Here is a 22,878-nt window from a genome sequence, read left to right on the forward strand (position 1 = left end):
GAACCGAAGTTCTGTCGCACTTCATTAAACGCCCACGCTTATCGGCTGTTAATTTTTAAAGATCTGTCTGTCGCAAATGCGCTTGGCGCTGTTTGCATCGCCGCGAATCGTTTTGTTCGTCAGCAGGGGGCGAACTATAGCAACGCATCCGGCAGCGCGCAAGTACTTTTTGAAAAATAGTTCAAAATAATTTAGAAGGATATGGGCCAGGCTCCGTCTGGTACGCCGAAAAGCCTTACCCAGCTTGGGCCTCAGAGATTCTGGCCAGCACCGAAAAAAACCAAAAGAATCCGGGCCATCCCTGGCGGGACGGCCCGGATTCTTTTTTACTGGTCTAAATAATTCAAATAATTACCGGATTTTCTGCAAACCCAAGCGGCTCTGCTTAACCCGCCTTCACGGTCAGGTCGCTCTTCACATCGCGCACTCCCTCGACCCCGGCGACCAATTGCAAGGCATGCTGGCCCAGCTCCGCGCTGGGGACGGAGCCCTTCAGGGTGACCACGCCATCCTTGGTGCTGACCTTGATCTTCATGGAAGAGATCTGCTTGTCTTCCACCAGCGCCGCCTTCACCTTGGCGGTGATCACGGAATCGTCAATATAGGCGCCGGCCTTCTGCGCAGAGGGCGCATTGGTGCTGGCGGAATCCGCCGCGTGGACTGCCGGTGCGGCAGCGGCCATCACCATGGCGGCGGCCAGCAGTCGTGCTGCAAGTGAAGATGTCTTCATGGAGTTCTCCTTGTTCAATGAGGTGGACCAGGCATTGCCCTTCCCTTCACCAAGGCGGGCAACTCTGGTCTATTCGTTCGCAAATGCCATGCCACCCCAAGCTATCCTCAATGAAATCAGTGACTTATCGCGCGAACTCAGCAGTCCGGCAGCAAAGATGAGCCGGCAAACCCACCATTTCCGTCGGCCGGACCCGACATCATGTCCTAGCGACAAGCGCAACTCCTTGATTTCAAACGACTCCGTCCTGTCGCTCCATCACGACGGCCTCCTCGCCACCCCGGAATCGCCTTGGATCCAGTCCATTCTTCTGCAGCAGCCGGTAAAACTCGGTTCGATTGCGATCAGCCAGCCGGGCCGCGTCGGAGACATTGCCATCCGTCAGCTTCAGCAGCCGCACCAGGTAATCCCGCTCGAATTTCTGCTTGGCCTCTGCATAACGCAGCAGATCCAGCGTCGGCACCCGTAAAGCGCGCTGGACCAGCGACGCCGGGATCAGCGGCGCGGTCGACAACGCGCACACCTGCTCCACGACGTTATAGAGCTGGCGCACATTGCCCGGCCAGTGGGCCAGGCTGAGCACTTCCAGCGCATCCGGGGCAAAGCCCGTCAGGCGCTTGGGATAGCGCGCGGCGATGGTCTTGAGGAAATGATTGGCCAGCAGCGCGATATCCTCACGCCGCTCTTCCAGCGGCGGCAGGCTGAGCGTGACCACATTGAGCCGGTAATACAGATCGGCCCGGAAGTGCCCCTCATTCATGGCCGCCTCCAGGTCGCGGTGGGTGGCCGAGATCACCCGTACGTCGACCTCGGCAGCCTGGTTGGCCCCCACCTGCCGCACGGTCTTTTCCTGCAGTACGCGCAACAGCTTGACCTGCAAGGCCAGCGGCATATCCCCGATTTCATCGAGAAACAGGGTACCGCCTTCCGCCGCCTGGAATAAACCTTCACGATGCTCTACAGCGCCGGTAAATGCGCCTTTCACATGGCCGAACAGTTCGGACTCCAGCAATTGCTCAGGAATGGCACCGCAATTGACGGCAATGAAGGGCTTCCCGGCACGCGGACTGGCGCGGTGAATGGCGCGGGCCAGCACTTCCTTGCCGGTACCGCTGTCGCCACGGATGAGGATGCTGGCGTCGGAGGCCGCCACCAGCCGGGCCTCGGCCAACAGTTCATCGACCCGCTGGCTGCGGCTGATGATGTCGGCGCGCCAGGCTTCATCCGGCGTCTCCTGGGCTGGCGCGGACAGGCTCAGGGCCTGCGCCACCTTGTCCAGCAGGACATGGCCATCAAACGGCTTGGTGAGATAGGCGAAGGCCCCCTGCGTGGTGGCCTCGACGGCATCGGGAATGGTGCCATGGGCGGTGAGCAGGATCACCGGCAAGGCCGGATAGCGGCTGCGGATCTCGGCAAACAGCGCCAGCCCATCCATACCGGGCAGACGCACATCGGTGATCACCAGCGCCGGCAGCGCAATGGCCAGCTGGGCCAGGGCGGCCTCGGCGCTTTCCACGGCCAGGATGCGGTAGCCGCTGGCGTTCAGGCGCAGCGTCAGCAATCGCAGCAGGTCGGGATCATCGTCGACCAGCATCAGGGGGGCAGTCTTTCCCATCGGGACTCCAGTTCCAGTAAAGGGAACGGCCCCGGCGGGATGGCGGCATCCCCGGGTCTTCGGGGATGCAGATTACTTGCCGCCAGCCGGCAGGGTCCGTTCGATGTTCTTGAGCGCTTCCAGCTTGTCGTTGAGCTGATCGACCTTGCGCTGCGCTTCCTTCAGTTGCACCGAGGACTTCTCGGCACCGTCGGCCACGCGGCGCAGGTCGGAATAATGTCCAACCAGCAACTGCACCAGAGGCTTGAGCTTCTCCGCTTCGACGCTGCGATCGGCCATGACGTTCCATAGCTGGGCTTCGGCCTTGGCCAGGTCGATGGCGTCGCGCGTCAAAGACAGGGCCATGGCGCGGCGCACATTGGTCGCCGGACCGGCCGGATAGGTATTGACACGCTGCAACTCGCGGCCCAGTTCGGCCGGCGTCATCTTGCGCAGCTGGGCGTTGTAGGCCAGCAGTTCGTCGATGTTGCTGGAGGATTGGATGAGCTGGACGGTCGACGTCGGTGCGGACGGCTGCGGCCCCACACACGCGGCCAGCACGACGGAACAAGCCAGGATCAGGATCTTATTTTTCATCAGGCAACTCGATTCGGAAATGCGCCCCGCCCTCACGCGGGACCAGATAGACCTTGCCGCTATGCGCCTGTACGTACTCGCGCACCACGGACAGCCCGATGCCATTGCCACGGCGGGCACCGGTGGGCTGATGCAAGCCCTGGTAGAAGGGTTCAAAGATGCGGGCGGTATCGGTCGGTGCCACGCCCGGCCCCTGGTCCAGACATTCCACCCGCACCATGCCCGGAGCCTCGCTCAGCAGGAAGCGGATGAAGCCGCCCTGCGGGCTGAAGCGCACGGCATTGGACAGCAGGTTGGCCAGCACGATGGCCATCTTCTCGGGATCGACCACCACGGTACGGGCCGCACCCTCGATTTCCACCTTCAGTTCGCGCGCCAGCCATTGCAGGCGCTGGTCGTCGATCACCTTGTGCAGCAGCGCGCGCAGGTCCACCGGCACCGGATGGATGCGCTGGGCATCGAAGGAGACTTCGTTATAACGCAGCAGATCCTCGATCTGGGTCTGCAGCGACTGGGTATTCTGGCGCAGGATGCGAGCGATCTCGCGCTGGTTCTCGGTCAGTTGCCCGGCCACGCCGTCATCCAGCAGGGCCGCGCCTTCGCACAGCGCCGCCAGCGGAGTCTTCAATTCATGGGAGACATGGCGCAGGAAGCGCGACTTCTCCGCCTCCAGATCCGCCAGCCGTTGGCGCAGCCAGTCCAGCTGCTGGCCCAGGCGGCGGATGTCGGCCGGGCCGCGCACGTCGATGGGCTGGTCGAAGCGATTGTCGCCCAGCCGGCCAATGGCCTGCTCCAGCCGTGCCATCGGACGCGACAGCCAGAGTCCGAAGCAGAACGCCAGCAAGACCGCCAGCACGATGGCCCCCACCACCTGGGCGGTGAGCAGCTGGCGCTGCTGCTCCAGCGCCGCCGATAAAGCATTGTTGCGGCGATCCACCTCGCGCCGGCTCTCCAGCGCGATGCGTTCATTGAGCGCGGGCAGGCGCGCAAAGTCCTGGAACAGCTTGGCCTGCTCGCCCTTGTCCTTGCGCGACTCCGCCTCCAGCACGCCGGCGGCTTCATCCACATACACGCCCCACTGGCTGAACAGGTCGCGCGGGGCCATCGGCAGCGAATCCGACAATTCACCCAAAGCCTGGCGCGCCTGCTCGCGCGCCTCGTTGAAACGATCATGGAAAGCGCGGTCATCCAGCACCAGGTACTGGCGCGCACTGCGCTCCATGGCCACGGTGCGCTCGGCCAGCCGCTGGGCGGATTCGGTCAGTTGCACCGCCTGGCGCGCCGTCTCGCGGCTGTTGGCCGACATGCGGTCCAGCGTGAAGAGGGCGTGGATGGACGTACCGCTCAGGAGCGCGGCGATCAGCAGGAAGGCCGCCAGCAGCAATTGCCGGAACGACAATCCAAGATAGCCGGGCTTGCGGCCGGCGGGCGACTGGGGCGGATGAGTGTGCTCGATGGCGTTGAACATGCGATTGATCTCGGTCCCACAAGACTTGCCTGGTTATCCGGCTGGCGCACTGCCCTCCGGCCCGAAACATGCCGACAGGAAACGCCGGCCACGCTGTTGCGGGCACACATTGTAATCATTTGTCGGGCGGCCTGCGATGCGGCGACGTTTCCCCGCAGCAATTCCGCGAGCGCGACCTGCCACGGAGGACCGCAGGCGCGCCCGGAACGGCGTCGGCCTCAGTCTTGCGGACCGAGGAAATCCAGCAGCATCAGGGCGACCACCTTGGTGGCCTTCTTCAGGTCATCCAGCGCCAGGTTCTCATCGGCCTGCTTGGCATTGGATTCCATGAGCGTGCGCGGACCGGCCCCGAACAGCACCACCGGAATGCCTGCTTCGCCATACAGGCGGGCATCGGTATAGAGCGCCGAACCATTGGTGGTCAGGGTCTCGCCCATGACCTGTTCGGCATTGCGCAGCAGGCTGTCCACCAGCTTCTCGTGACCCGGCAGCGGGCGCAGCGCACGCGCCAGCAGCAGGCGGCGGATTTCCACACGGATGCCCGGCAGGCCGGCCACTGCGTCTTCGATCAGCTTGCGCACGCCCGCTTCGACCTGCGCCGGATCTTCCTCGGGAATCATGCGGCGGTCCATCTTCAGCACCACCTTGCCCGGCACCACATTGGTATTGGTACCGCCGTCGATGCGGCCGACGATCATGGTCGGATGGCTGATGCCCGGGATGGAGGAGCGGATGTCCTTCAATCCCGGCAGCGCGCCATAGATCGCATTGAGAATGGCATTGGCCGCCTGCAGGGCATCATGGCCGGTCTCGGGCATGGAGCCGTGCGTGGCGCGGCCATGCACGGTCACCTCGAACTGCAGGCAGGCATTGTGGGCAGTCACCACGTTGTAGCTGAAGCCGGCCGCCAGCACATAATCCGGACGGGTCAGCTTCTGTTCCAGCAGCCAGCCCGGGCCGAGCACGCCGCCGAATTCCTCGTCATACGTGAAGTGCAGTTCCACTGCGCCGCGCAGCGCTGCCCCCAGGGACTCCAGCGCGCGCGTGGCGAAGATATAACTGGCGAAGTCACTCTTGGAGACCGCTGCCGCACGGCCATAGATGCGGCCATCCGCCACTTCGCCACCATACGGGTCATGGGTCCAGCCTTCGCCCGGCGGCACCACGTCGCCGTGGGCGTTGAGCGCCAGGGTCGGTCCAGCGTCGCCATAGGGACGGCGCACGATCAGGTTGGTGATGCTCTGCATGCCATAGTCGCGCACCTGGTCGGCCGGTACCGCGTGCTTCTCGGCCTGCCAGCCCCAGGACTGCACCAACTCGGCCACCGCATCGGCGTGCGGGGCGTTGTTGCCGGGCGGGGTATCGGTGGGGATGCGGATCAACTGCTGCAGGACCCCGACCTCTTCCTCGAAATGCTGATCGATCCATGCGCACAGGCGCTCCGACAACTGCTGTTTGGACATGCTTGCCACTCCGTGATCAAAGGCACCAGCCGCGCTGGCGCAAACCGCCATCATAGCGCAGCCGCCCCGCGTGTGGCCGCCGCCTGCGCATCCGGGCGTTCCCCGCTATCATTGACCGGCGCTGCCTTGCGGGGTGGCGCGCATTCCAGGACCTCCAAGACAACCACGACAACAAGCGGCAGCACCAGCACGCTTGCACCGCCAACACCCAACCAAACCATGTCCTCGCAGCCTTCCACTTCCGGCACGTCCGATCCTGCCCATCACATCGTCATCGCTGGCGAGGGCCTGCCGCCCGAGCAGCGCGGGCGCGCCATCCTGGCGCTGGGCATCGCGGTCGGCCTGGCCACGCTCGACACCGCCATCGCCAACACGGCCCTGCCCGCCATGGCATTGGACCTCAACACCACACCGGCAGCCTCGGTCTGGATCGTCACCGCCTATCAGCTGGCGATGATGGTGGCGCTGCTGCCGCTGGCGGCGCTGGGGGAAATCGTCGGTTACCGCCGCATCTATATCTGGGGACTGGTGCTCTTTACCGCAGCCTCGCTGCTGTGTGCGGTGGCCTGGTCCCTGCCCACGCTGGTGATGGCGCGCTTCCTGCAGGGACTGGGCGGGGCCGGCATCATGAGCGTGAACACCGCGCTGATCCGATTCATCTATCCGACCCGCTCACTGGGCCGTGGCGTCGGGCTCAATACCCTGATCGTGGCCATCGCCTTCACGGTAGGACCATCGGTCGCCTCCGGCATCCTCGCCATCGCACCCTGGCCGTGGCTGTTTGCGGTCAACGTGCCGCTGGGCGTGGCGGCCGTCATCCTGGCCCTGCCCTCGCTGCCGCATACCGCGCTGTCGACACACGCCTTCGACCTGCGCAGCGCCGTGCTCAATGCGGCTGCCTTCGGCCTGCTGATCCTGGCCATCGGTGAAGGCGCGCACCAGGCAGAGGCCAGCGTGGTCGGACTGGAACTGGGCGCCGCCATCGTCTGCGGCCTGTTCCTGCTCAAGCGCGAACTGTCGCATCCGGCACCGATGCTGCCGGTGGACCTGTTCCGCCATCCCATGTTCACGCTCTCGGCGATCACCGCCGTGTGTTCCTTCGCGGCGCAGGGCCTCGCCTTCGTCTCGCTGCCCTTCTTCTTCCACCATGACCTGGGCCGCAGCCAGGTCGAGATCGGTCTCCTGATGACACCCTGGCCGGTGGCCGTGGCGATCATGGCACCGATCGCCGGACGGCTGTCGGATCGCTATCCGGTCGGCATCCTCGGCGGCGTCGGGCTGGCGCTCCTGTGTGCAGGGCTGCTATCGATGACCTTCATGCCGGCTGCGCCCACCGCATGGGAAATCAGCTGGCGCATGCTGCTCTGTGGCATGGGCTTCGGCTTCTTCCAGTCGCCCAATCTCAAGGCACTGATGACCAGCGCCCCGCCGCATCGCAGCGGTGGTGCCTCCGGCATCGTGGCGACGGCACGGCTGCTCGGCCAGAGTGTCGGGGCCGCGCTGGTGGCGCTGTGCTTCAACCTGTCGGAGACCCAGGGCTCGCGCTTTGCCCTCGGCTTCGGCGCCGCCTTTGCGGGAGTGGCCTGCATTGCCAGCTTCCTGCGTTTGCTCACCAGCAACCCTTATGCGCCGCCACTGAAAAAATAAGTTTTTCTCACCATTCCTCACAGCCACCGTCGGCCGGATTCTCAGGCGGTGGCTGCCTGTCTCGGTATTACATCAATTTTTCAACGATCTTCAGATCAAACATTTTCCGCACATAAACTTCCGTGCGGACGCAGGTAAAATTCGTCGGCAAGATGACGACAAGCCGCGTAAAACTGATGCCATTCTGTTACGATAGCTCGTCAGTGGAATGATGTTCACAGAACATCGCCGAGCTTCATTCCTTCAGACAACAGGCGTCCATTTCATCAGGGAAATCGAACCGCTTTCAGTACGGGAACCAGCGACAGGCACAGACCTGAATTCGATATGTTGAAATCCATCGCCTTGGCTCAATTACGGTTGGGCATGTACGTTCATTCCATCCCCGGCGGATGGATCAATCATCCTTTCTGGCGCAAATCCTTCAAGATCGAAACGCTGGAAGACCTGCAAACCCTGCGCGAGTGCCCGGTCGACGAAGTGACCATCGACACGGCCAAGGGCCGCGACATCGCCCCCGAACACGATATCGACGACGAGACCGGCGAGGCGGAGCAGGATGACGCCGCGCCCCCCGCCGAGATCGCCATCGCCCACCAGGGTGCCAGCGCCACGGTGGCCGTGCGCAAACCAGCTACCCGCACCGAGACGGCGGTAGAACGTGAACGCGCGGCGCGCATCATCTCCTCCTCCAAGTCCACCGTGCTCAACATGTTTTCCGAAGCGCGCATGGGCAAGACGGTCGACGTCAAGGATGCGGCCGAACTGGTGACCGAGATTACCTCCTCGGTCTCGCGCAATGCCGATGCGCTGATCAGCCTGGCGCGGCTGAAGACCACCGATGATTACACCTACATGCATTCAGTGGCGGTCTGCGCGATGATGATCTCGCTGGCCAACCAGCTCGGCATGACGCAGGAACAGATCAAGCAAGCCGGCATGGCCGGCCTGCTGCACGATGTGGGCAAGATGGCCGTGCCGCTGGATATCCTCAACAAACCCGCCAAGCTGACCGAAGAAGAATTCGCCTCGGTGCGCTCGCACACCGTACAGGGCCACAGCATCCTCAAACAGATCGAAGGAATTGGCGAAGTCGCACTGGATGTCTCGCTGCACCATCACGAGAAGATCGACGGCAGCGGCTATCCGTTCAATCTCAAGGCCGACAGCATTTCCATCATGGCCAAGATGGGCGCGGTGTGCGACGTCTACGATGCCATCACCTCCAACCGTCCCTACAAGGCCGGCTGGGATCCGGCCCGCTCGATCCGCCACATGGCCGCCAGCGCCGGGCATTTCGATCCGATCACGATGGAAGCCTTCGTCAAGGCCATCGGCATCTATCCGACCGGCTCCTGCGTGATCCTGCAATCGGGCCGGCTGGGCATCGTGGTGGACCAGCGGCCGGAGCACCTGCTCACCCCGCGCATCAAACTGTTCTACTCGACCACCAGCCGCATGCCGCTCAAGGCGGAGATCATCGACCTGGCCCATGGCGGCGACAAAATCGTGGCCTATGCCGATCCGGCCAAGTGGGGCATCCGCAGCCTGCCCAGCATCGACCTGGACTGAGCCAGGACACATCACGCAAGCCAAAAAAAAACGGCACCGCAAGGTGCCGTTCTCACATCCGCGCGAACCTGCGCCATCAATCGCGCTGGGCGAAGGCCGCCGTCGAGGCCAGCTCATTGAGCAGCGCCACGGTGGAACAGCTGGAAACATCGTAGGGATTGAGTTCGCCCGTGACCGAATACTTCAGCAACAGCGAGCGGTTGATCTTGTCGAGGCGGATCTTGCCCATGGTCCAGGACGAATACTGGCGCTCGTCGATCGATTCATAGGCCAGCAGGATCACGTCCCGATGACGGTCATCACGCAGCAGTCGGCCATACAGGCGATTGACCTGATCGCGCCCGCCTTCTAGCACCTGCACGAAGGTCGTGTCGCTGTAGCACAGCACGCCGGTGATGCCCTGCTGCGGATTGCGCTGGCGCGAGGCAGCCAGGATGCCCTCGATGGTCTCGTGGGTGATGGTCTCGCGCGAGCGGCTTGCGTAGATCAGACGAACCAGCATGATTAACCTCGTTGACGTTGGGAAATCAGCGCCAGGAATTCACGGCGCAGGTTGGCATCACGCAGGAAGGAGCCACGCATGACGCTGTTGATCATCTTCGATTCCACATCCTTGACGCCGCGCCAGTGCATGCAGAAGTGATCGGCTTCCATGACGATGGCCAGGCCATCGGGCTGCAGCTTCTGCATCAGCAGGTCGGCGGCCTGGGAGACCGCTTCTTCCTGGATCTGCGGGCGGCTCATGATCCATTCCAGCAGGCGCGCGTACTTGGACAGGCCGATCAGGTTGGAATGTTCATTGGGCATCACGCCCACCCACACCTTGCCCATGATCGGGCACAGGTGGTGCGAGCACGCACTGCGCACCGTGATCGGGCCGACGATCATCAGCTCATTCAGGCGCTCGATGTTGGGGAACTCGGTCACCGGCGGCGCCGCCTGGTAGCGGCCCTTGAAAACTTCGTTCAGGTACATCTTGGCCACGCGCTTGGCGGTGTCCTGGGTGTTGTGGTCGCTCTCGACATCGATCACCAGGCTCTCCAGCACCGCGGCCAGCTTGGACTGTACCTCGGCCTGCAATTGCTCCAGTTCGCCTTCCCGGATGAAGGCGGCGATATTGTCGTTGGCGTGGAAACGCACGCCGGCCGCCTTGATGCGCTGGCGGATGCGGGCCGATACCAGCTGCTCGTGCACGCTGGGCGCTGCAATCTCGGCGCTGGTGGCGGCCTGGTTCTTGTCTGTTGCCATGATGGAGTGCGATCACGCCAGGCGGGACCGCTGAGTTGGGGGTGGCGTCATTATGCACGGAAAAACGCAGACGCATTGAGGGCAAACCAGCGTCAAGCCCGAGTCAAAGCGATCACAACAGCGCGGCTGTGGCGTGCCGTCCACGGCAGCGCCTGCGGCGAAAAAGGGGGCCGCCGGATTCATCCGTATGACCTCCGTGCCCCGTGTTTAATGCTCGTTCGCAGGAGCATTCATCTGCGCTTAATGCTGCCCAGCGCACGACTTAACCGCCATTGATGATTGCTTGCCGCACTTTACACGGGCCTAACCGCTGCTTACGCCTGCAGCCACCATCATCCCTGCACGCGCCGCCCGCGCGTTCATGCTTCCTGCGAGGTGGCTGCCCGCCTCAGGCAAGCAGCAGCTCAGAAGCAGGCAACAGCGGGCGGTGGCTCGTGCCGGGCATCCAGCCTGGCCGCCATCGGGGGAGTACCATGACATTCCAGTATCGCCTTGCCGGTGCCTGCGCACTGGCCGTTTCGCTATCGGTCTCGCTGTCGGCCTGCAACAGCCCGGCACCCATGGTGACCGGGCCCACCAGCGTGCGGCCGGCCTACCAGGTGGCCAACGTGGAAAACAATGGTGCCATCTTCCGCGTCTCCAGCGCGCAGCTGTTCGAAGAGCCGACCACCTACAACGTGGGCGACATCATCAAGATCGACATCTCCGAATCCATCAGCAGCAGCAACAAGGCGGCCACCACCAACAGCCGCGACACCACGCTCACGCAAAAGGGCCCGGGCTCGGGCGCGCCGCTGGGCGGACTGTTCACGCAACTGTACGACGCCAATTATTCGGCCAACGGCAGCAATACCTTCAAGGGCTCCGGCGACAGCAGCAATACCAACACCATGACCGGCACGCTGATGGTCTCCATCGTCGAAGTGCTGCCCAACCGCAACCTGGTGGTGGCCGGTGAAAAGCGCATCGGCGTCAACGGCAACACCAACACCCTGCGCTTCTCGGGTGTGGTGCGCACCCGTGACATCCGCGGCGGCATCGTGGCCTCCTCCAACGTGGCCGATGCGCGGCTGGAACAGGTCGGCGGTGGCTCCATTGCGGATGCCAGCACCGATGGCAACTTCTTCCGCCGCCTGCTGACCATCTGGTGATCACGTGATGGTGTGATCGGGTACGCGCTGCAGGCGCGAGATCACCCAGTCTGCAAACGACAACGGCAAGCGCGCAGCTTGCCGTTTTTCATTGGAGGCGCAACAGCGTGATCCCCGAGTGCGCCGTGTGCGCCGTATTTCGTCTTTCGAATCCGGCTTCAGAATCCGTTGGCCGCGCTGCGCATGTTGTCCGGCGAATTGTCCGCCACCTGCGGATTGCCCGGGAACAGCGCATCGATCAGCGGTGCCAGCTTGTCACCCGCGCTGGCCCACTTGTCCTGGCCGAAGGAACCGAGCCGGTACTGCGCCGTGCCCAGCACGCGGCCTTCGCGGCGCAGGGTCAGTGCGGCATAGGTGAGATAGGGCGTATAGGCATCGGTGAAGACCTTGGTATCCCATTTGACGTAGCCCACATAGCTCAGCGTCACCGGGCAGGCCAGCGACTGGGTACCGGCATCGTAGACCCGGCTCTGCACGCCGTGTTTCTGCAGCTCGCCCTGCAGGCCGGGCACGAAGTCGCTCAGCGCCACCGAGCCATTCCACTCGATGCAGACTTCGTGGATCGGGTCCTTGCTGTAGACGATGGGATTCTGTACCGAGTTGGGCGTCATCGCGCGCACGCTGGAGGCGGTGGAACCGACCAGGCCCACGGCGTCGACCAGGGCATTGCCGGACGTGACGATGCAGCCCGACAGCGATGAAGCCAGCAAGGTGGCAATGATGATGGTGCGCATGATGCTCTCCCCGAGCGCAATCCCTTGGCTTTCACGATCCCTGCATGGCGCAGGTGGCCGGGATTACAGGCTGCCCATCATAGCGGCGCATATTGCAGTCGCAGGACCGTTTTACCTTGATTTACGCTGACCCTGTGCAGGCTTAACAGCCACGTACGTCACGCAAATACAAGGCTTGGCGGGGACCTGCACAGTACTGGCACAATAGCCGCCTGTGCCGTTTCATGTGCTGCCTTACAAGGAGACTTCCATGCCCTCGCTCATCATTCGTTCCCTGCTGGCCTCCCTCGCCTTCACCGGCCTGCTGCAGGCCGCCCAGGCCGATACCCTCAAATCCGACACCGAAGTGCGCGCCCTGGCCGACAAGGTCATGGCCCAGGCCGGTGCCGGCCGCACCGATGATGCCTATGGCCTGCTTTCGCCCTATGCGCTGGTGGACATCCGCGCCTTCGAGGGCGCACGCACCAGTGCACGCAGCGCGCGCACGGCCATCGAAGCGCTGGTCGGCAATTCGGTCGGCTACGAATTCATCCGTTCCGAGAAGGTGGGCGAATCGCTGATCAAGCTCACCTACATCGAAAAAACCGAACGCCAGGCCATCCCGTGGATGTTCATCTTCTACAAGACGCCTGGCGGCTGGGCCGTGAGCAGCTTCAGCAATGGCGACAATGTGGATGCGCTGTTTGATCGCTGATCATTGATCATTGATCATTGATCATTGATCGGCAGCGCGCCGCTCAGAACGTGCGCTGCGGCTCCAGGTCGGCGCTCTCGATGGCGCTGGCCACGCCCGAGATCTTGTCGGCGATGATGGCCGAGGACCCGCAGGCCGTGGTCCAGCCATTGGAGCCATGGCCGGCGTTGAGCCACAGGTTGGCATAGCGGGTGGCACCGATGAGCGGTGCGCCGTCCGGTGTCATGGGGCGCAGTCCGGCCCAGTACTCGACCTTGGCCAGATCGGCGCCCTGTGGATAAAGATTCTTCAGCGACTTCAGCGCGGTGGCGCAATCGCGCGGGGTCACCCGCGCATCCCAGCTGCCGATCTCGGCCGTGCCTGCCGCGCGGATGTGATTGCCCATGCGGGTGATGGCGACCTTGTAGTACTCGTCCATGACACCGCTGCGCGGCGCGCTCTTGGGATCGGCCACCGGCACCGTGATGGCATAGCCCTTGACCGGATAGATCGGCAGGTCCAGCCCCAGGGGTTTCAGCATCGGTACTGACGCACTGGCGCAGGCGACCACGTAGGCATCGGCGCGCAAGGTACCAGTGGGTGTGCGCAGGCCGCTGACCTGGCCACCGGCCACCTCGATGGCCTGCACCTCTGTGGACAAGTGAAACTCCACCCCATGCGCCTGCAGCCAGCCGGCCAGCGCGCGCGCAAACAGCGGGCAATTGCCGGTTTCATCCATCGGCAACAGCAAACCGCCCTTCAATTCATGACGGGCCGCATGCAAGCCCGGATCGAAGGCCACGCAGCCATCGGCATCCAGCAGCTCGAAAGGCACGCCGGCTTCCGCCAATACCTTGGTCGACAGCCCGGCATTGTCCAGCCCTTCCTGGGTGCGGAACAATTGCAGGTTGCCGCCGGTGGTCTGTTCGTAGCGGATATCGAGACGCTCGCGGATCTGCTTCAACTGGCCGTGGCTGTAGCGTGCCAGGCGCCCCATGCGGGCCTTGTTGACGGCATAGCGCTCGGGCGTGCATTGCGCCAGGAAGGTCTTGAGCCACTTCCACTGATGCGCATCCAGGCGCGGCGTGAAACGCAAGGCCGCCTCGATCCCCAGCCAGCTCTGCACCGACCACTTCAGCGACTTGGCCGGCATGCCGGGAGCCGCCCACGGCGTAGCATACGAGGGGCAGACATGGCCGGCATTGCCGACGCTGGTCTCGGCCGCCACCTCGGCGCGGCGTTCCACCACGACCACTTCATGGCCGCGCTCGCGGAGGAAATAAGCAGTGGTGACGCCGACGATGCCGGCGCCCAGCACGATGATGCGCATGGTCTCAGTTCAACTTCCGAAAAAAGTAAATGATGCAAATGATGTGAATGATATAAATGATTTAAACGATTTAAATCGTTTTCGCATTACAGGGTGAGTCCGCCATCCACATGCCATACCTGTCCGGTGACGTAGGAAGCCGCCGGACTGAGGAGGAAAGCGATCACATTGGCGATCTCCTGCGGCTGTCCCAGGCGCTGCAGCGGGATGCGCGCCAGCGCCGCCTGCCAGGCGGCCGGGTCGATGGCCGACTTGGCCGGGTCGCTTTTCTGAACGTAGCCGGGCGCCACCGCGTTGACCGTCACCCCGGCCGCGGCCACCTGCACCGCCAGCGATTTCACCAGGGCCTCGATGCCCGCCTTGGCCGCCGCCGATGCCGGAAAGCCCGATTCCCCCAGGCGGAACACGTGGGCCACGAAGGAGCTGACGGCCACCACCCGGCCCTGACCGCTGGCCTGCAGCGGCTCGCGGCAAGCGGTGATCAAACGGAAGAAGCCACCCAGGAGGGCATCGAGCGAACGCGACCAGTCCGTATCATCGAGTTCGCCGATGCGCTTGCGATCGGCAAAGCCGGCATTGGCCACGAGCGCATCGAGCCTGCCGTAGTGCGTGAGCGCAGCGTCACGCAACTGCGCTGCGGTATGCGGATCGGCCAGGTCGCCCAGCGCCAGCGTGCACTGCGCGCCCTGCGCGCGGCATTGCTGCGCCACCGCCTGCAGCTCAGGCGATTCGCTGCGGGCATGCAGGACCAGGGCGACATCGGGTGCCGCCACGGTGGTGGCCACCGCCGCACCGATGCCGCGCGCGGCACCGGTGATGAGGATGACACGCACAGAAAGGGGAGAACTGGCAGCAGGAATGGAAGAAAAAGGGGACGGGTTCATGATCCAAAAGGTGAAACAGCACGTTCCCGCTGACCGGGAATTTGGCATAACACTTCACTTGCGCAATCCCGTCATTTTAGCCAAAGCCCGCATCTACAGGGGTTCCCGGCGCATGATGAGACGTTTTGTTCAGTTCGTGCTCCAGGCGTTCTCCTTTACAATGGCCGGGTTCGCGGCACGCCGCAGCGTCGGTTGCGGTCGCCTGCAATCCATGCGCGGGCAGTTCTTCCCACGTCCTCCCTCCTCCCGGTACCCGGCGCACAACTGCCCCGGAGGGATAGGGCATGGTTCGTGCATGCGCTGCACACCCTGCCCTCCCCGGGCTCATGCAATTGGCAACCAAGGAAAATCGCAGATGTATCAATGGGACTTCGGCTCGCTCTGGCAATTCAGGAGCATCATCGGAATCGGCTTCGTCTATACCCTCTCCTACACCGTGGCCTGTATCGCGCTCGGCCTGCTGGTCGGTCTGGTGGTGGGGCTGGGCCGGCTGTCGTCGAACCCCTTCATTTCCGGCCCGCTGCGCGCCTTCGTCGAAGTGTTCCGCTGCACGCCGGTACTGGTGCAGCTGGTGTGGTTCTACTATGCGCTGCCGGTGCTGCTGGGCATCGAGATGTCGGCGGGCACGGCGGCCATGCTGTCGCTGGCGCTGTATGGCGGTGCGTTCTATTCCGAGATCATTCGCGGCGGCATCGTCTCCATCGATGTCGGCCAGTCCGAAGCGGGCTGGGCACTGGGCATGACGCGTTTCCAGCTGATGAAGCGCGTGATCCTGCCGCAGGCCTTCAAACGCATGACGCCACCGCTGGTGAACCAGTCCATCATGCAGCTCAAGAACACCTCGCTGCTGTCGGTGCTGGCCGTGCCCGACCTGCTGTACCAGGGCCAGATCATCGCCCACGAAACCTACCGTCCGCTGGAAATCTACACCCTGGTGGCGATCATCTACTTCGTGATCCTGCTGCCGGCCACCATCTGGGCCAAGCGCCTGGAAAACCGCCTGTCGGTCCAGCATGGTTGAGGAGAAGACGATGAACAACCAACACTCGGACGCGATGATCCAGATCAGCAATCTCAAGAAGGCCTTTGGCGAGCACGTGGTGCTCAAGGACATTTCCATCGCCGTGCCCAAAGGCAGCGTGGTGGCCATGATCGGCCCCTCGGGCTCGGGCAAGTCGACGCTGCTGCGTTGCCTGAACCTGCTGACCGTGCCGGACATGGGCACGGTACGCATCGGCGAGCGCCACTTCGAATTCGACGGCCGCAAGTCGCGCCTGCCCAAGGACCGCGAGCTGGCCGCCTTCCGGGCGCGCACCGGCATGGTGTTCCAGCACTTCAACCTGTTCCCGCACATGACGGCGGTGGAAAACGTGATGGAAGGCATGGTCACCGTGCTGCGCACGCCCAAGGCCGAAGCGCGCGCCAAGGCCATGGCGCTGTTGCAGAAGGTGGGCCTGTCGGACCGTGCCGACATGTATCCGCAAAAGCTCTCCGGTGGCCAGAAGCAGCGCATCGCCATCGCCCGCGCGCTGGCCATGCAGCCGGACGTGATGCTGTTCGATGAAGCGACCTCGGCGCTGGACCCGGAACTGGTCGGTGAAGTACTCAACGTGATCCGTGGCCTGGCCGCCGATGGCATGACCATGATCCTGGTCACGCACGAGATCGCCTTCGCCCGTGAAGTGGCGGACCAGGTGGTGTTCATGCGCGATGGCGTGGTGGTGGAAGCCGGACCGCCGTCGCAGGTGATCGACAATCCGCGCGAGGCGGCAACGCAGGCTTTCCTGGCCCGCTTCAATGCCTGAACGAGCGTGATGGAGATGGCAACGAAACCGCGCTGACAGCAGCTTTTCAGCCGGACGAAAAAATGGCGCGCAGATTTCTCTGTGCGCCATTTTTTTCATCTGCCCTTGCCGGTCTCAGGTGCGGGCCTTATCGGAGATGATGCACCTCCTGCAGGCCATACACCGGTGTCGGAATACCCTCCATGCGCGCCTTCAGCTGCAGCGCCAGATACAGCGAGTAATGGCGCGACTGGTGCAGGTTGCCGCCATGGAACCACAGGGCGGGCTGCTGCGTGGGCTTCCACATGTTGCGCTGTTCGCCTTCCCACGGTCCCGGATCCTTGGTGGTGGCCGATCCCAGGCCCCAGCACTTGCCGACCTTGTCGGCCACCTCGTGCGAGATCAGGTCGGCGGCCCAGCCATTCATGGAACCGTAACCGGTGGCATAGACGATCACGTCGGCCGGCAATTCGCTGCCATCGGAGAGCAGGATGGAGTGTGCGCGGATCTCCTTGACGTCGACGCCGCTCTTGAGACGGATCTTGCCGTCGGCGATCAGCTCGGAGGCACCCACGTCAATGTAGTAGCCGGAGCCGCGCCGCAGGTATTTCATGAACAGGCCGGAATCGTCATCGCCGAAATCGAGCAGGAAACCGGCCTCTTCGAGACGCCGATAGAAATCCGCATCGCGTTCGCGGATCTTGTCGAACACCTGCTTCTGCATCGACGGCAAGACCTTGTAGGGGATCGACGCAAACAGCAGGTCGGCCTTGCCTGTGGTGAGGCCGCTGGCCACTGCGCGCTCGGAATAGAGATCGCCGAGGGCCAGTTCCATCAGGGAATCGGACTTGACGATGTGGGTGGAAGAGCGCTGCAGCATGGTCACGTCCACGCCGTTCTCCCAGAGCGCCGCGCAGATGTCGTGCGCCGAATTGTTGGAGCCGACCACCACCACCTTCTTGCCGCGATAAGGATCGGGGCCGGGATGGCGCGAGGAGTGATGCTGATCGCCGCGGAAGTTTTCCGCTCCGGGAAACTGCGGCACATTGGGCTTGCCCGACATGCCGGTGGCCAGCACCAGCTGGGTCGGCTGCAGCACGACTTCCTTGCCTTCACGCTCGACCACCACGGTCCACTTCTGCGTGGCTTCGTCGAAGCTGGCGGACTTGCAGACGGTGGAACCCCAGTAGTTCAATTCCATTACCTTGGCATACATCTCCAGCCAGTCGCCGATCTTGTCCTTGGGCGCGAAGACCGGCCAGTTTTCGGGGAAGGGAATGTAGGGCAGATGGTCGTACCACACCGGATCATGCAGGCACAGCGACTTGTAGCGCTTGCGCCAGCTGTCGCCGGCGCGCTCGTTGCGTTCGATGATGATGGTCGGCACACCCAGCTGGCGCAGCCGTGCACCCAGCGCAATGCCCCCCTGCCCGCCGCCGATGATGAGGCAATACGGTTGCTGCTGGTAGCCCAGTTCACGCGCCTCCGCTTCGCGTTCTTCCTTCCAGGTACGGCGCTGCGTATGCACGCCATGCACCGCCCCGCGCGGGCGGTTCACGCCCTTGGGTTCTTCGTGGCCCTTCAGTTCGGCGGCGGTGGTCAGCAGGGTCCAGATCTTGCCGTCGCGCAGGCGCAGGTAGCCCTTGCCGCGGGCGACGGCGGTCTCCAGCAGGATCCAGCCCTGGGTTACGCCATCGGCTTGCGAGGGCGTCTCATCGGGATCGGGACGCAGCTGTATCGATCCCAGCTGCGGCAGCTGCGATTGCAGCATGGCGCAGATCTGGTCGCGGCCTTCCAGGGTCTTGATGTTCCAGGTGAAGGCAATCAGGTCGCGCCAGTAGCCGTCCTCCCCGAACAGGGCGGCGGCCTTGGCGGCATTGCCTTCGCGCAGGGCGGCCTGCAGGGTTTCCAGCAGGTGCGCGATGGTCTGGCTGGGGGTTTCTTCGGGCATGACAAGTCTCCTCTATCTCGACAATAGATCTCGTGGTTGGATGGGGGGTGGCGGTTCTGTGACCGCCTGGGTGAAGCCTGCCGCGCTAACGTCGATGCGGCGGCAGGATGCGGTAGCGCGCCATGCGCCGGTACAGCGTGGCGCGTGACATGCCCAGCAATTGGGCGGCGTGCGGCGCACGCCATTTGCATTCGGTCAGGGCGGCGACGATCTGGTCGCGCTCCTGGCGTTCATTGGCTTCGATGACGGGGCTCTCGCTGCTTGTGGCCACCGGCGTCGCCGCCGCATGGGCACGGGCCGGACGCACCGCACGCGAGACGGGTGCGCGTACGCGGCCATAGAGCGTGCTGCCGCCATGCAGGCGCAGCAGGTGCAAGCCTTGCAGGGCGCGGCTGTCGAGCAGGCGTTCGAACTGCAGGTCGAAGATCTCGCCCATGGGGCGCGGCAATTGCTGCAATCCGGCGATGCATTCGCGCGCGCGGCGATTGGCCGCGATGATGTTGCCCAGGGCATCGAAGGCGATGAGGATTTCCGGTTGCGCTTCCACGTAATGGCGGCTGCGATGGACCAGCAGCACCCAGGCGCAGGCCATGGCATTGAGGAAATAGCCATCCTCGATCAGGGTGGCGCTTTGCTGGACGATGCGGTTGACCAGATTCTGGCTGTCGCGCGCATCGGGCGAGCGGATCGCCGAGGCATCGAGCACGCCGATCAGCTCACCCGACGGCGAGAAGATGGGGGCAGCGCTGCAGGTCAGCGTGGTGAAGGCGGCGCGGAAGTGATCGCTCTTGTGGACCGTGATCGGCAAGGCATCCTGCAGCACGGCGGCCACTCCGCAAGTCCCCTCTTCGCTCTCGGACCAGCAGGAACCGAGATAGAGACCGGCCCGCTTGAAATCATGCCGGCGCTCGCGGTCCACGCGATAGTCGATGGTGGTGCCGCCGGCATTGGTGAGCATCACGCAGTAATCGGCTTCGCGCACGGTCTGGTGCAGCACCGACAGGCATTGCCCTGATGCCCGCAGGAAATCTTCCTCGCCCTGCTGGACCTGGCGCAGCTCACCGGAGCTCAGTACGCGCGGACCGCGCATGTCGGCCGGGTCGAGATGGTGCTGGTCGAGTGAACGCAGGTAAGACGAGCTCAGCCGTTGCTGGTAGGGACTGGCGGCAGGATCGGGCTGGCCGTCGAGCAGGTGGCGCACGCGGTCGAGATGGCTGACTTTCGCAACGTAGGGCATGGGGGGCTCCTGGCTGGACGGCACTGCGCGGATCCATCGGCATCAATGCGGATCAGGGCGCAAACGACGGTGAAGCGATGGGTGATTTTGTAGCACAGCGTGCGCGGCGAGTTGTCCTGCGGCGCAGCATCGGGGGATGGTGAGACGCTTGTCTCAAGGCGCGAAGGGGGGCTCATGTCGACGCTGATCGGAGCATGAGGGGCGGTTCACAGGCCCCGGCCAGCAAGACAAAAGCCCGGCAGCGGCGTTCTTGTGCTTGCAAATTGTCAGCGAATATTTTTCTGCTTCATGATGCCGGCTTGCAAAAAGACGATACCAGCGTGCGAGAGATGCTCCGCAAAAAATCGAGACCCTCCTGCAAAAATCTGCAACGGCCTCGACTTCAGGCAGGGCATCAGGCAACTTCGCGGCTCTCCCCTTTCCCTGTCTGGAGGTTCATCATGCGTACTGCTGCCGTCGCAACCATCGTGGTCGAAGCCACCGCGCAAGAAGAGAAAATCATCGCTGCCAAGGCGCGCAAGCTGGGGCTGCAGATCTCGGAGCTGATGTGTCTCGGTGCCCTGGCGTATGAGGCTGCGCAATGGGAAGAGGAGCTGGATACACTGGCCATTCTGGCGCAGGAAGCAGCCGAACGGGCCGGCGCCAGCGCCGATGCGTCGCTGGCCTTCATCGAGGCCAGCAATGCACGGCTGGCTGCGCTGGACGCATCCGCCCGGTCCTGGAGCGCCTGATGTTCGGCATTACCGGCCGTATCTGGAGCGCCTTGGCGACCGTCATCAAGCTGGAGGACAAGGTGATTCTGCAAAGCGAAGCCCTGCGTCAGCAACAGATACGGATCGAAAACCTCACCGAGCGCATGATCAAGCTGGAAACCCTGCTGGAGGTGGTGCTCCATGCCAGCGAGTTCAAGCGAATCAAATGATTCAATTGCATCAGAGGCGATCCGCCCTGCCATGAAAGATGCTCCGCAAAAAATCGAGACCCTCCGGCAAAAGATCGTCATGACCTCGACGTCGGGGAAGGCATCTGGCAACTTCGCGGCTCTCCCTTTTCCCCCTGACTGGAGGTTCACCATGCCTGCCGCTACCATCGCTCCCCACGTACTCAAAGCTCACGCGAAAAACAAGAACGCCATCGCGCCCGAGCCCCGTTCGCAAGCCACTCCTGGCGTCCCTTCAGGGTCGATCCGGGCACTCAAGGGCTGCGTGCGGCCGCAGCGCCCCGTGTCTCTGGAGGAGATGGAGCACGCCATTGCCCGGCGAGGCGGAGCACCGCAATGATCGGCTTGGACACCAATGTGCTGGCGCGCTACTTCGCCCAGGACCATCCGCTGCAATCGGCACAAGCGACGGCACTGATCGAATCGCTGAGCGAGCAGCATCCGGGCTTCCTGTCCCAGATCGCCTTGGCAGAATTGGTGTGGGTGCTGCATGCTGCCTACAAGGTGCGCAAGCCTCAATTGGTGCGCATCATCGGGAGGCTCCTGCTGGCCCCTGAAATTGTTGTCGAAAATTCCGAAAGTGCATTGCAGGCGCTCCACCGCTTTGCTGAATCAACAGCAGGATTTGCGGATTGCCTGATCGAACGCAGCGGCCACCAGGCAGGATGCAGCGATACCCTGACCTTTGATCGCAACGCCGCCCGAACCGCCGGCATGCGTTTGCTCAACAACTGAAGCCCTGCGCGCAAGCGCCATCCGGCCCGCCAATAAAAAACCCGCACTGGCATTTCAGCGCGGGTTTTCTTCGTCTGCAGCGCGGCCGATCAGGCCGCCCGGCATCACAGCGGAATCTGCGCCGGTACATCCTCCGGCTTCACCCCGGAGAGCTTCTGCAGATTGCCCAGCACGGTCGGCTTGATCTTGCCGGCGGCGCGCTCGGCGGCGATCCACTTGTTGATGGTCTCGACCCAGGCCTTGTCCTCTTCCTTGGGTACGCCGATGTTGGTGGAAGTCGCTTCCAGCGGCTGCGGCACATACATCTTGCCCAGCGCAGGATTCTTCTTGAGGATGTTCAGGGCCAGCAGCCACACCAGCACCTGCGCATCGACGCGGCCGGTCTGCAGCGCCAGGGTGGCGTCGTCCGCCTTTTCCAGGCGCACGATGGTGGCGTTGGGACAGACGCGGCTGATCATCTGGTCGTGCGAGGAACCGATGTCCACGGCGATTTTGACTTCCGGCTTGTTCAGATCTGCCCAGGTCTTGAACTCCTTCTTGGAGACCACCGTGAAGGCGTTCAGGAACAGCGGTTCGGTAAAGCCGATCACTTCGCGGCGCGCCGGAGTCGGGTTCATGCCGAAGAACAGATCGATCTTGTGCGTCTGCAGGTCCAGCACCGAATTGCCCCAGGTGGTTTCGGTGATGTCCAGCTTCACGTTCAGGCTGGCCGCCAGGCTCTTGGCGAAATCGATCATGAAACCGCCCCACTCGCCGCTGGCCAGGTCCTTGTTGTAGTACGGTGCGGCACCGCGCACGGCACCGATGCGCAGGGTCTTGGTCCGCTGCACGCGGGCCAGGGTCGGTTCCGTGGAGCCGGTCGCAGCGGCGGCCTGGGCGAAGACGTTGGGGATGGCAGTGGCGGCGGCAAGGCCGGCCACGCCGGTGATGAAACTGCGACGGTTGGTCATTCTCGGTTCTCCCTGATTTGGCGGATGGTACCGCTGCGCTGTGGTCGGCAGCATGGCACACGTGGTCTGCCACCCGGCCCTGGCCGGACGGCGTCGATGATTTTAGCCCAGCAGCAAGCCGCTCGCGCAGGCAAATGCCAGGCAGAGGGACGCGTATGGCCCAGCCTCCCAGCAGGCAGGAAATTTTTTA

23 protein-coding genes are annotated in these 22,878 nt (G+C 63.4%); 10 read left to right on the forward strand and 13 right to left on the reverse strand.

The genetic code is table 11. The features are described 5' to 3' along the window. The coding region (locus MKD49_RS22840; protein WP_252697460.1) for a hypothetical protein at positions 1-180 on the forward strand (180 nt) is incomplete at its 5' end. Between the two features lie 205 nt (positions 181-385). On the opposite strand, the gene MKD49_RS22845 is transcribed toward MKD49_RS22840, so the two are convergent. The 5 genes from MKD49_RS22845 to MKD49_RS22865 all read right to left on the reverse strand — a co-directional run bounded on the left by MKD49_RS22845 (position 386) and on the right by MKD49_RS22865 (position 5,852). After that, positions 386-730, reverse strand: a complete 345-nt coding sequence (locus tag MKD49_RS22845) for a BON domain-containing protein (protein WP_121037519.1) — start codon at positions 728-730, stop codon at positions 386-388. A 232-nt stretch (positions 731-962) separates the two neighbouring features. Continuing rightward, positions 963-2,345 (reverse strand): sigma 54-interacting transcriptional regulator, encoded by a 1,383-nt coding sequence (locus MKD49_RS22850; protein ID WP_039790255.1) that lies wholly within the window; start codon positions 2,343-2,345, stop codon positions 963-965. Between the two features lie 72 nt (positions 2,346-2,417). Further along, positions 2,418-2,921, reverse strand: coding sequence for a hypothetical protein (locus tag MKD49_RS22855; protein ID WP_034339018.1), 504 nt, complete (start codon positions 2,919-2,921; stop codon positions 2,418-2,420). Further along, positions 2,911-4,389, reverse strand: coding sequence for a HAMP domain-containing sensor histidine kinase (locus tag MKD49_RS22860; RefSeq protein ID WP_134137708.1), 1,479 nt, complete (start codon positions 4,387-4,389; stop codon positions 2,911-2,913). Before MKD49_RS22860 ends, MKD49_RS22855 begins: the two co-directional genes overlap by 11 nt. A gap of 218 nt (positions 4,390-4,607) precedes the next feature. Further along, entirely contained in the window at positions 4,608-5,852 is a 1,245-nt protein-coding gene (locus MKD49_RS22865) for a M20/M25/M40 family metallo-hydrolase (RefSeq protein ID WP_121037513.1), read from the reverse strand. Between the two features lie 219 nt (positions 5,853-6,071). Here MKD49_RS22865 and MKD49_RS22870 point away from each other — a divergent pair, with 219 nt between their 5' ends. Together MKD49_RS22870 and MKD49_RS22875 are read left to right on the forward strand one after the other, a co-directional pair. Continuing rightward, on the forward strand, positions 6,072-7,499 hold the full coding sequence (locus MKD49_RS22870) for an MFS transporter (RefSeq protein ID WP_252697461.1): 1,428 nt from the start codon (positions 6,072-6,074) through the stop codon (positions 7,497-7,499). 327 nt (positions 7,500-7,826) lie between these two features. Next, positions 7,827-9,071, forward strand: coding sequence for an HD-GYP domain-containing protein (locus MKD49_RS22875; protein ID WP_252697462.1), 1,245 nt, complete (start codon positions 7,827-7,829; stop codon positions 9,069-9,071). 76 nt (positions 9,072-9,147) lie between these two features. Here MKD49_RS22875 and MKD49_RS22880 read toward each other — a convergent pair whose 3' ends face one another. Continuing rightward, the gene (locus MKD49_RS22880; RefSeq protein WP_252697463.1) at positions 9,148-9,573 is read right to left on the reverse strand and encodes a BLUF domain-containing protein; all 426 of its coding nucleotides are present in this window, start codon (positions 9,571-9,573) and stop codon (positions 9,148-9,150) included. Between the two features lie 2 nt (positions 9,574-9,575). Beyond that, on the reverse strand, positions 9,576-10,319 hold the full coding sequence (gene folE, locus MKD49_RS22885; protein ID WP_039790264.1) for a GTP cyclohydrolase I: 744 nt from the start codon (positions 10,317-10,319) through the stop codon (positions 9,576-9,578). Between the two features lie 473 nt (positions 10,320-10,792). Between folE and MKD49_RS22890 the strand changes: the two genes are divergently transcribed. Then, positions 10,793-11,470, forward strand: a complete 678-nt coding sequence (locus MKD49_RS22890) for a flagellar basal body L-ring protein FlgH (protein ID WP_039790266.1) — start codon at positions 10,793-10,795, stop codon at positions 11,468-11,470. Positions 11,471-11,628: 158 nt separating this feature from the next. Here the strand turns inward: MKD49_RS22890 and MKD49_RS22895 are convergent, their stop codons facing one another. Beyond that, entirely contained in the window at positions 11,629-12,204 is a 576-nt protein-coding gene (locus tag MKD49_RS22895; RefSeq protein WP_034338990.1) for a hypothetical protein, read from the reverse strand. A gap of 250 nt (positions 12,205-12,454) precedes the next feature. Between MKD49_RS22895 and MKD49_RS22900 the strand changes: the two genes are divergently transcribed. After that, positions 12,455-12,898, forward strand: coding sequence for a hypothetical protein (locus MKD49_RS22900; RefSeq protein ID WP_034338987.1), 444 nt, complete (start codon positions 12,455-12,457; stop codon positions 12,896-12,898). Positions 12,899-12,941: 43 nt separating this feature from the next. Here the strand turns inward: MKD49_RS22900 and MKD49_RS22905 are convergent, their stop codons facing one another. Next, complete coding sequence (locus tag MKD49_RS22905; RefSeq protein WP_252697464.1) at positions 12,942-14,207, reverse strand: D-amino acid dehydrogenase; 1,266 nt, start codon at positions 14,205-14,207, stop codon at positions 12,942-12,944. Between the two features lie 86 nt (positions 14,208-14,293). Continuing rightward, entirely contained in the window at positions 14,294-15,091 is a 798-nt protein-coding gene (locus MKD49_RS22910; RefSeq protein ID WP_134137703.1) for an SDR family NAD(P)-dependent oxidoreductase, read from the reverse strand. A gap of 355 nt (positions 15,092-15,446) precedes the next feature. Between MKD49_RS22910 and MKD49_RS22915 the strand changes: the two genes are divergently transcribed. Both MKD49_RS22915 and MKD49_RS22920 read left to right on the forward strand, forming a co-directional pair. Next, positions 15,447-16,112, forward strand: a complete 666-nt coding sequence (locus MKD49_RS22915; RefSeq protein WP_008333808.1) for an amino acid ABC transporter permease — start codon at positions 15,447-15,449, stop codon at positions 16,110-16,112. A gap of 10 nt (positions 16,113-16,122) precedes the next feature. Continuing rightward, positions 16,123-16,896 carry an amino acid ABC transporter ATP-binding protein gene (locus tag MKD49_RS22920; protein ID WP_305882139.1) on the forward strand — a complete coding sequence of 258 codons (774 nt, stop codon included), beginning with the start codon at positions 16,123-16,125 and terminating at the stop codon, positions 16,894-16,896. Between the two features lie 127 nt (positions 16,897-17,023). Here the strand turns inward: MKD49_RS22920 and MKD49_RS22925 are convergent, their stop codons facing one another. Next, positions 17,024-18,826: an NAD(P)/FAD-dependent oxidoreductase gene (locus MKD49_RS22925; RefSeq protein ID WP_209570010.1), complete on the reverse strand. Its 1,803-nt coding sequence runs from the start codon at positions 18,824-18,826 to the stop codon at positions 17,024-17,026. Between the two features lie 85 nt (positions 18,827-18,911). Then, positions 18,912-20,063, reverse strand: coding sequence for a sigma-54-dependent Fis family transcriptional regulator (locus MKD49_RS22930; RefSeq protein ID WP_252697465.1), 1,152 nt, complete (start codon positions 20,061-20,063; stop codon positions 18,912-18,914). Between the two features lie 440 nt (positions 20,064-20,503). Here MKD49_RS22930 and MKD49_RS22935 point away from each other — a divergent pair, with 440 nt between their 5' ends. From MKD49_RS22935 to MKD49_RS22945, 3 genes are all read left to right on the forward strand, one after another. After that, positions 20,504-20,794: a hypothetical protein gene (locus MKD49_RS22935; protein WP_121037493.1), complete on the forward strand. Its 291-nt coding sequence runs from the start codon at positions 20,504-20,506 to the stop codon at positions 20,792-20,794. Beyond that, positions 20,794-20,985: a hypothetical protein gene (locus MKD49_RS22940; protein WP_252697466.1), complete on the forward strand. Its 192-nt coding sequence runs from the start codon at positions 20,794-20,796 to the stop codon at positions 20,983-20,985. Before MKD49_RS22935 ends, MKD49_RS22940 begins: the two co-directional genes overlap by 1 nt. 354 nt (positions 20,986-21,339) lie before the next feature. After that, positions 21,340-21,738: a PIN domain-containing protein gene (locus tag MKD49_RS22945; RefSeq protein ID WP_252697467.1), complete on the forward strand. Its 399-nt coding sequence runs from the start codon at positions 21,340-21,342 to the stop codon at positions 21,736-21,738. 104 nt (positions 21,739-21,842) lie between these two features. Here the strand turns inward: MKD49_RS22945 and MKD49_RS22950 are convergent, their stop codons facing one another. After that, entirely contained in the window at positions 21,843-22,688 is an 846-nt protein-coding gene (locus MKD49_RS22950; RefSeq protein WP_039790280.1) for a transporter substrate-binding domain-containing protein, read from the reverse strand. Positions 22,689-22,878: the final 190 nt, after the last annotated feature.

It is taken from the genome of Herbaspirillum sp. WGmk3 (assembly GCF_023952535.1).
GTDB lineage: Bacteria > Pseudomonadota > Gammaproteobacteria > Burkholderiales > Burkholderiaceae_D > Herbaspirillum > Herbaspirillum huttiense.

Excerpts from the sequence above, each read along its gene's own strand:
- MKD49_RS22845 (WP_121037519.1), bottom strand. The coding sequence starts at position 730 with ATGAAGACATCTTCACTTGCAGCACGACTGCTGGCCGCCGCCATGGTG.
- MKD49_RS22850 (WP_039790255.1), bottom strand. The coding sequence starts at position 2,345 with ATGGGAAAGACTGCCCCCCTGATGCTGGTCGACGATGATCCCGACCTG.
- MKD49_RS22855 (WP_034339018.1), bottom strand. The coding sequence starts at position 2,921 with ATGAAAAATAAGATCCTGATCCTGGCTTGTTCCGTCGTGCTGGCCGCG.
- MKD49_RS22860 (WP_134137708.1), bottom strand. The coding sequence starts at position 4,389 with ATGTTCAACGCCATCGAGCACACTCATCCGCCCCAGTCGCCCGCCGGC.
- MKD49_RS22865 (WP_121037513.1), bottom strand. The coding sequence starts at position 5,852 with ATGTCCAAACAGCAGTTGTCGGAGCGCCTGTGCGCATGGATCGATCAG.
- MKD49_RS22870 (WP_252697461.1), top strand. The coding sequence starts at position 6,072 with ATGTCCTCGCAGCCTTCCACTTCCGGCACGTCCGATCCTGCCCATCAC.
- MKD49_RS22875 (WP_252697462.1), top strand. The coding sequence starts at position 7,827 with ATGTTGAAATCCATCGCCTTGGCTCAATTACGGTTGGGCATGTACGTT.
- MKD49_RS22880 (WP_252697463.1), bottom strand. The coding sequence starts at position 9,573 with ATGCTGGTTCGTCTGATCTACGCAAGCCGCTCGCGCGAGACCATCACC.
- folE (WP_039790264.1), bottom strand. The coding sequence starts at position 10,319 with ATGGCAACAGACAAGAACCAGGCCGCCACCAGCGCCGAGATTGCAGCG.
- MKD49_RS22890 (WP_039790266.1), top strand. The coding sequence starts at position 10,793 with ATGACATTCCAGTATCGCCTTGCCGGTGCCTGCGCACTGGCCGTTTCG.
- MKD49_RS22895 (WP_034338990.1), bottom strand. The coding sequence starts at position 12,204 with ATGCGCACCATCATCATTGCCACCTTGCTGGCTTCATCGCTGTCGGGC.
- MKD49_RS22900 (WP_034338987.1), top strand. The coding sequence starts at position 12,455 with ATGCCCTCGCTCATCATTCGTTCCCTGCTGGCCTCCCTCGCCTTCACC.
- MKD49_RS22905 (WP_252697464.1), bottom strand. The coding sequence starts at position 14,207 with ATGCGCATCATCGTGCTGGGCGCCGGCATCGTCGGCGTCACCACTGCT.
- MKD49_RS22910 (WP_134137703.1), bottom strand. The coding sequence starts at position 15,091 with ATGAACCCGTCCCCTTTTTCTTCCATTCCTGCTGCCAGTTCTCCCCTT.
- MKD49_RS22915 (WP_008333808.1), top strand. The coding sequence starts at position 15,447 with ATGTATCAATGGGACTTCGGCTCGCTCTGGCAATTCAGGAGCATCATC.
- MKD49_RS22920 (WP_305882139.1), top strand. The coding sequence starts at position 16,123 with ATGAACAACCAACACTCGGACGCGATGATCCAGATCAGCAATCTCAAG.
- MKD49_RS22925 (WP_209570010.1), bottom strand. The coding sequence starts at position 18,826 with ATGCCCGAAGAAACCCCCAGCCAGACCATCGCGCACCTGCTGGAAACC.
- MKD49_RS22930 (WP_252697465.1), bottom strand. The coding sequence starts at position 20,063 with ATGCCCTACGTTGCGAAAGTCAGCCATCTCGACCGCGTGCGCCACCTG.
- MKD49_RS22935 (WP_121037493.1), top strand. The coding sequence starts at position 20,504 with ATGCGTACTGCTGCCGTCGCAACCATCGTGGTCGAAGCCACCGCGCAA.
- MKD49_RS22940 (WP_252697466.1), top strand. The coding sequence starts at position 20,794 with ATGTTCGGCATTACCGGCCGTATCTGGAGCGCCTTGGCGACCGTCATC.
- MKD49_RS22945 (WP_252697467.1), top strand. The coding sequence starts at position 21,340 with ATGATCGGCTTGGACACCAATGTGCTGGCGCGCTACTTCGCCCAGGAC.
- MKD49_RS22950 (WP_039790280.1), bottom strand. The coding sequence starts at position 22,688 with ATGACCAACCGTCGCAGTTTCATCACCGGCGTGGCCGGCCTTGCCGCC.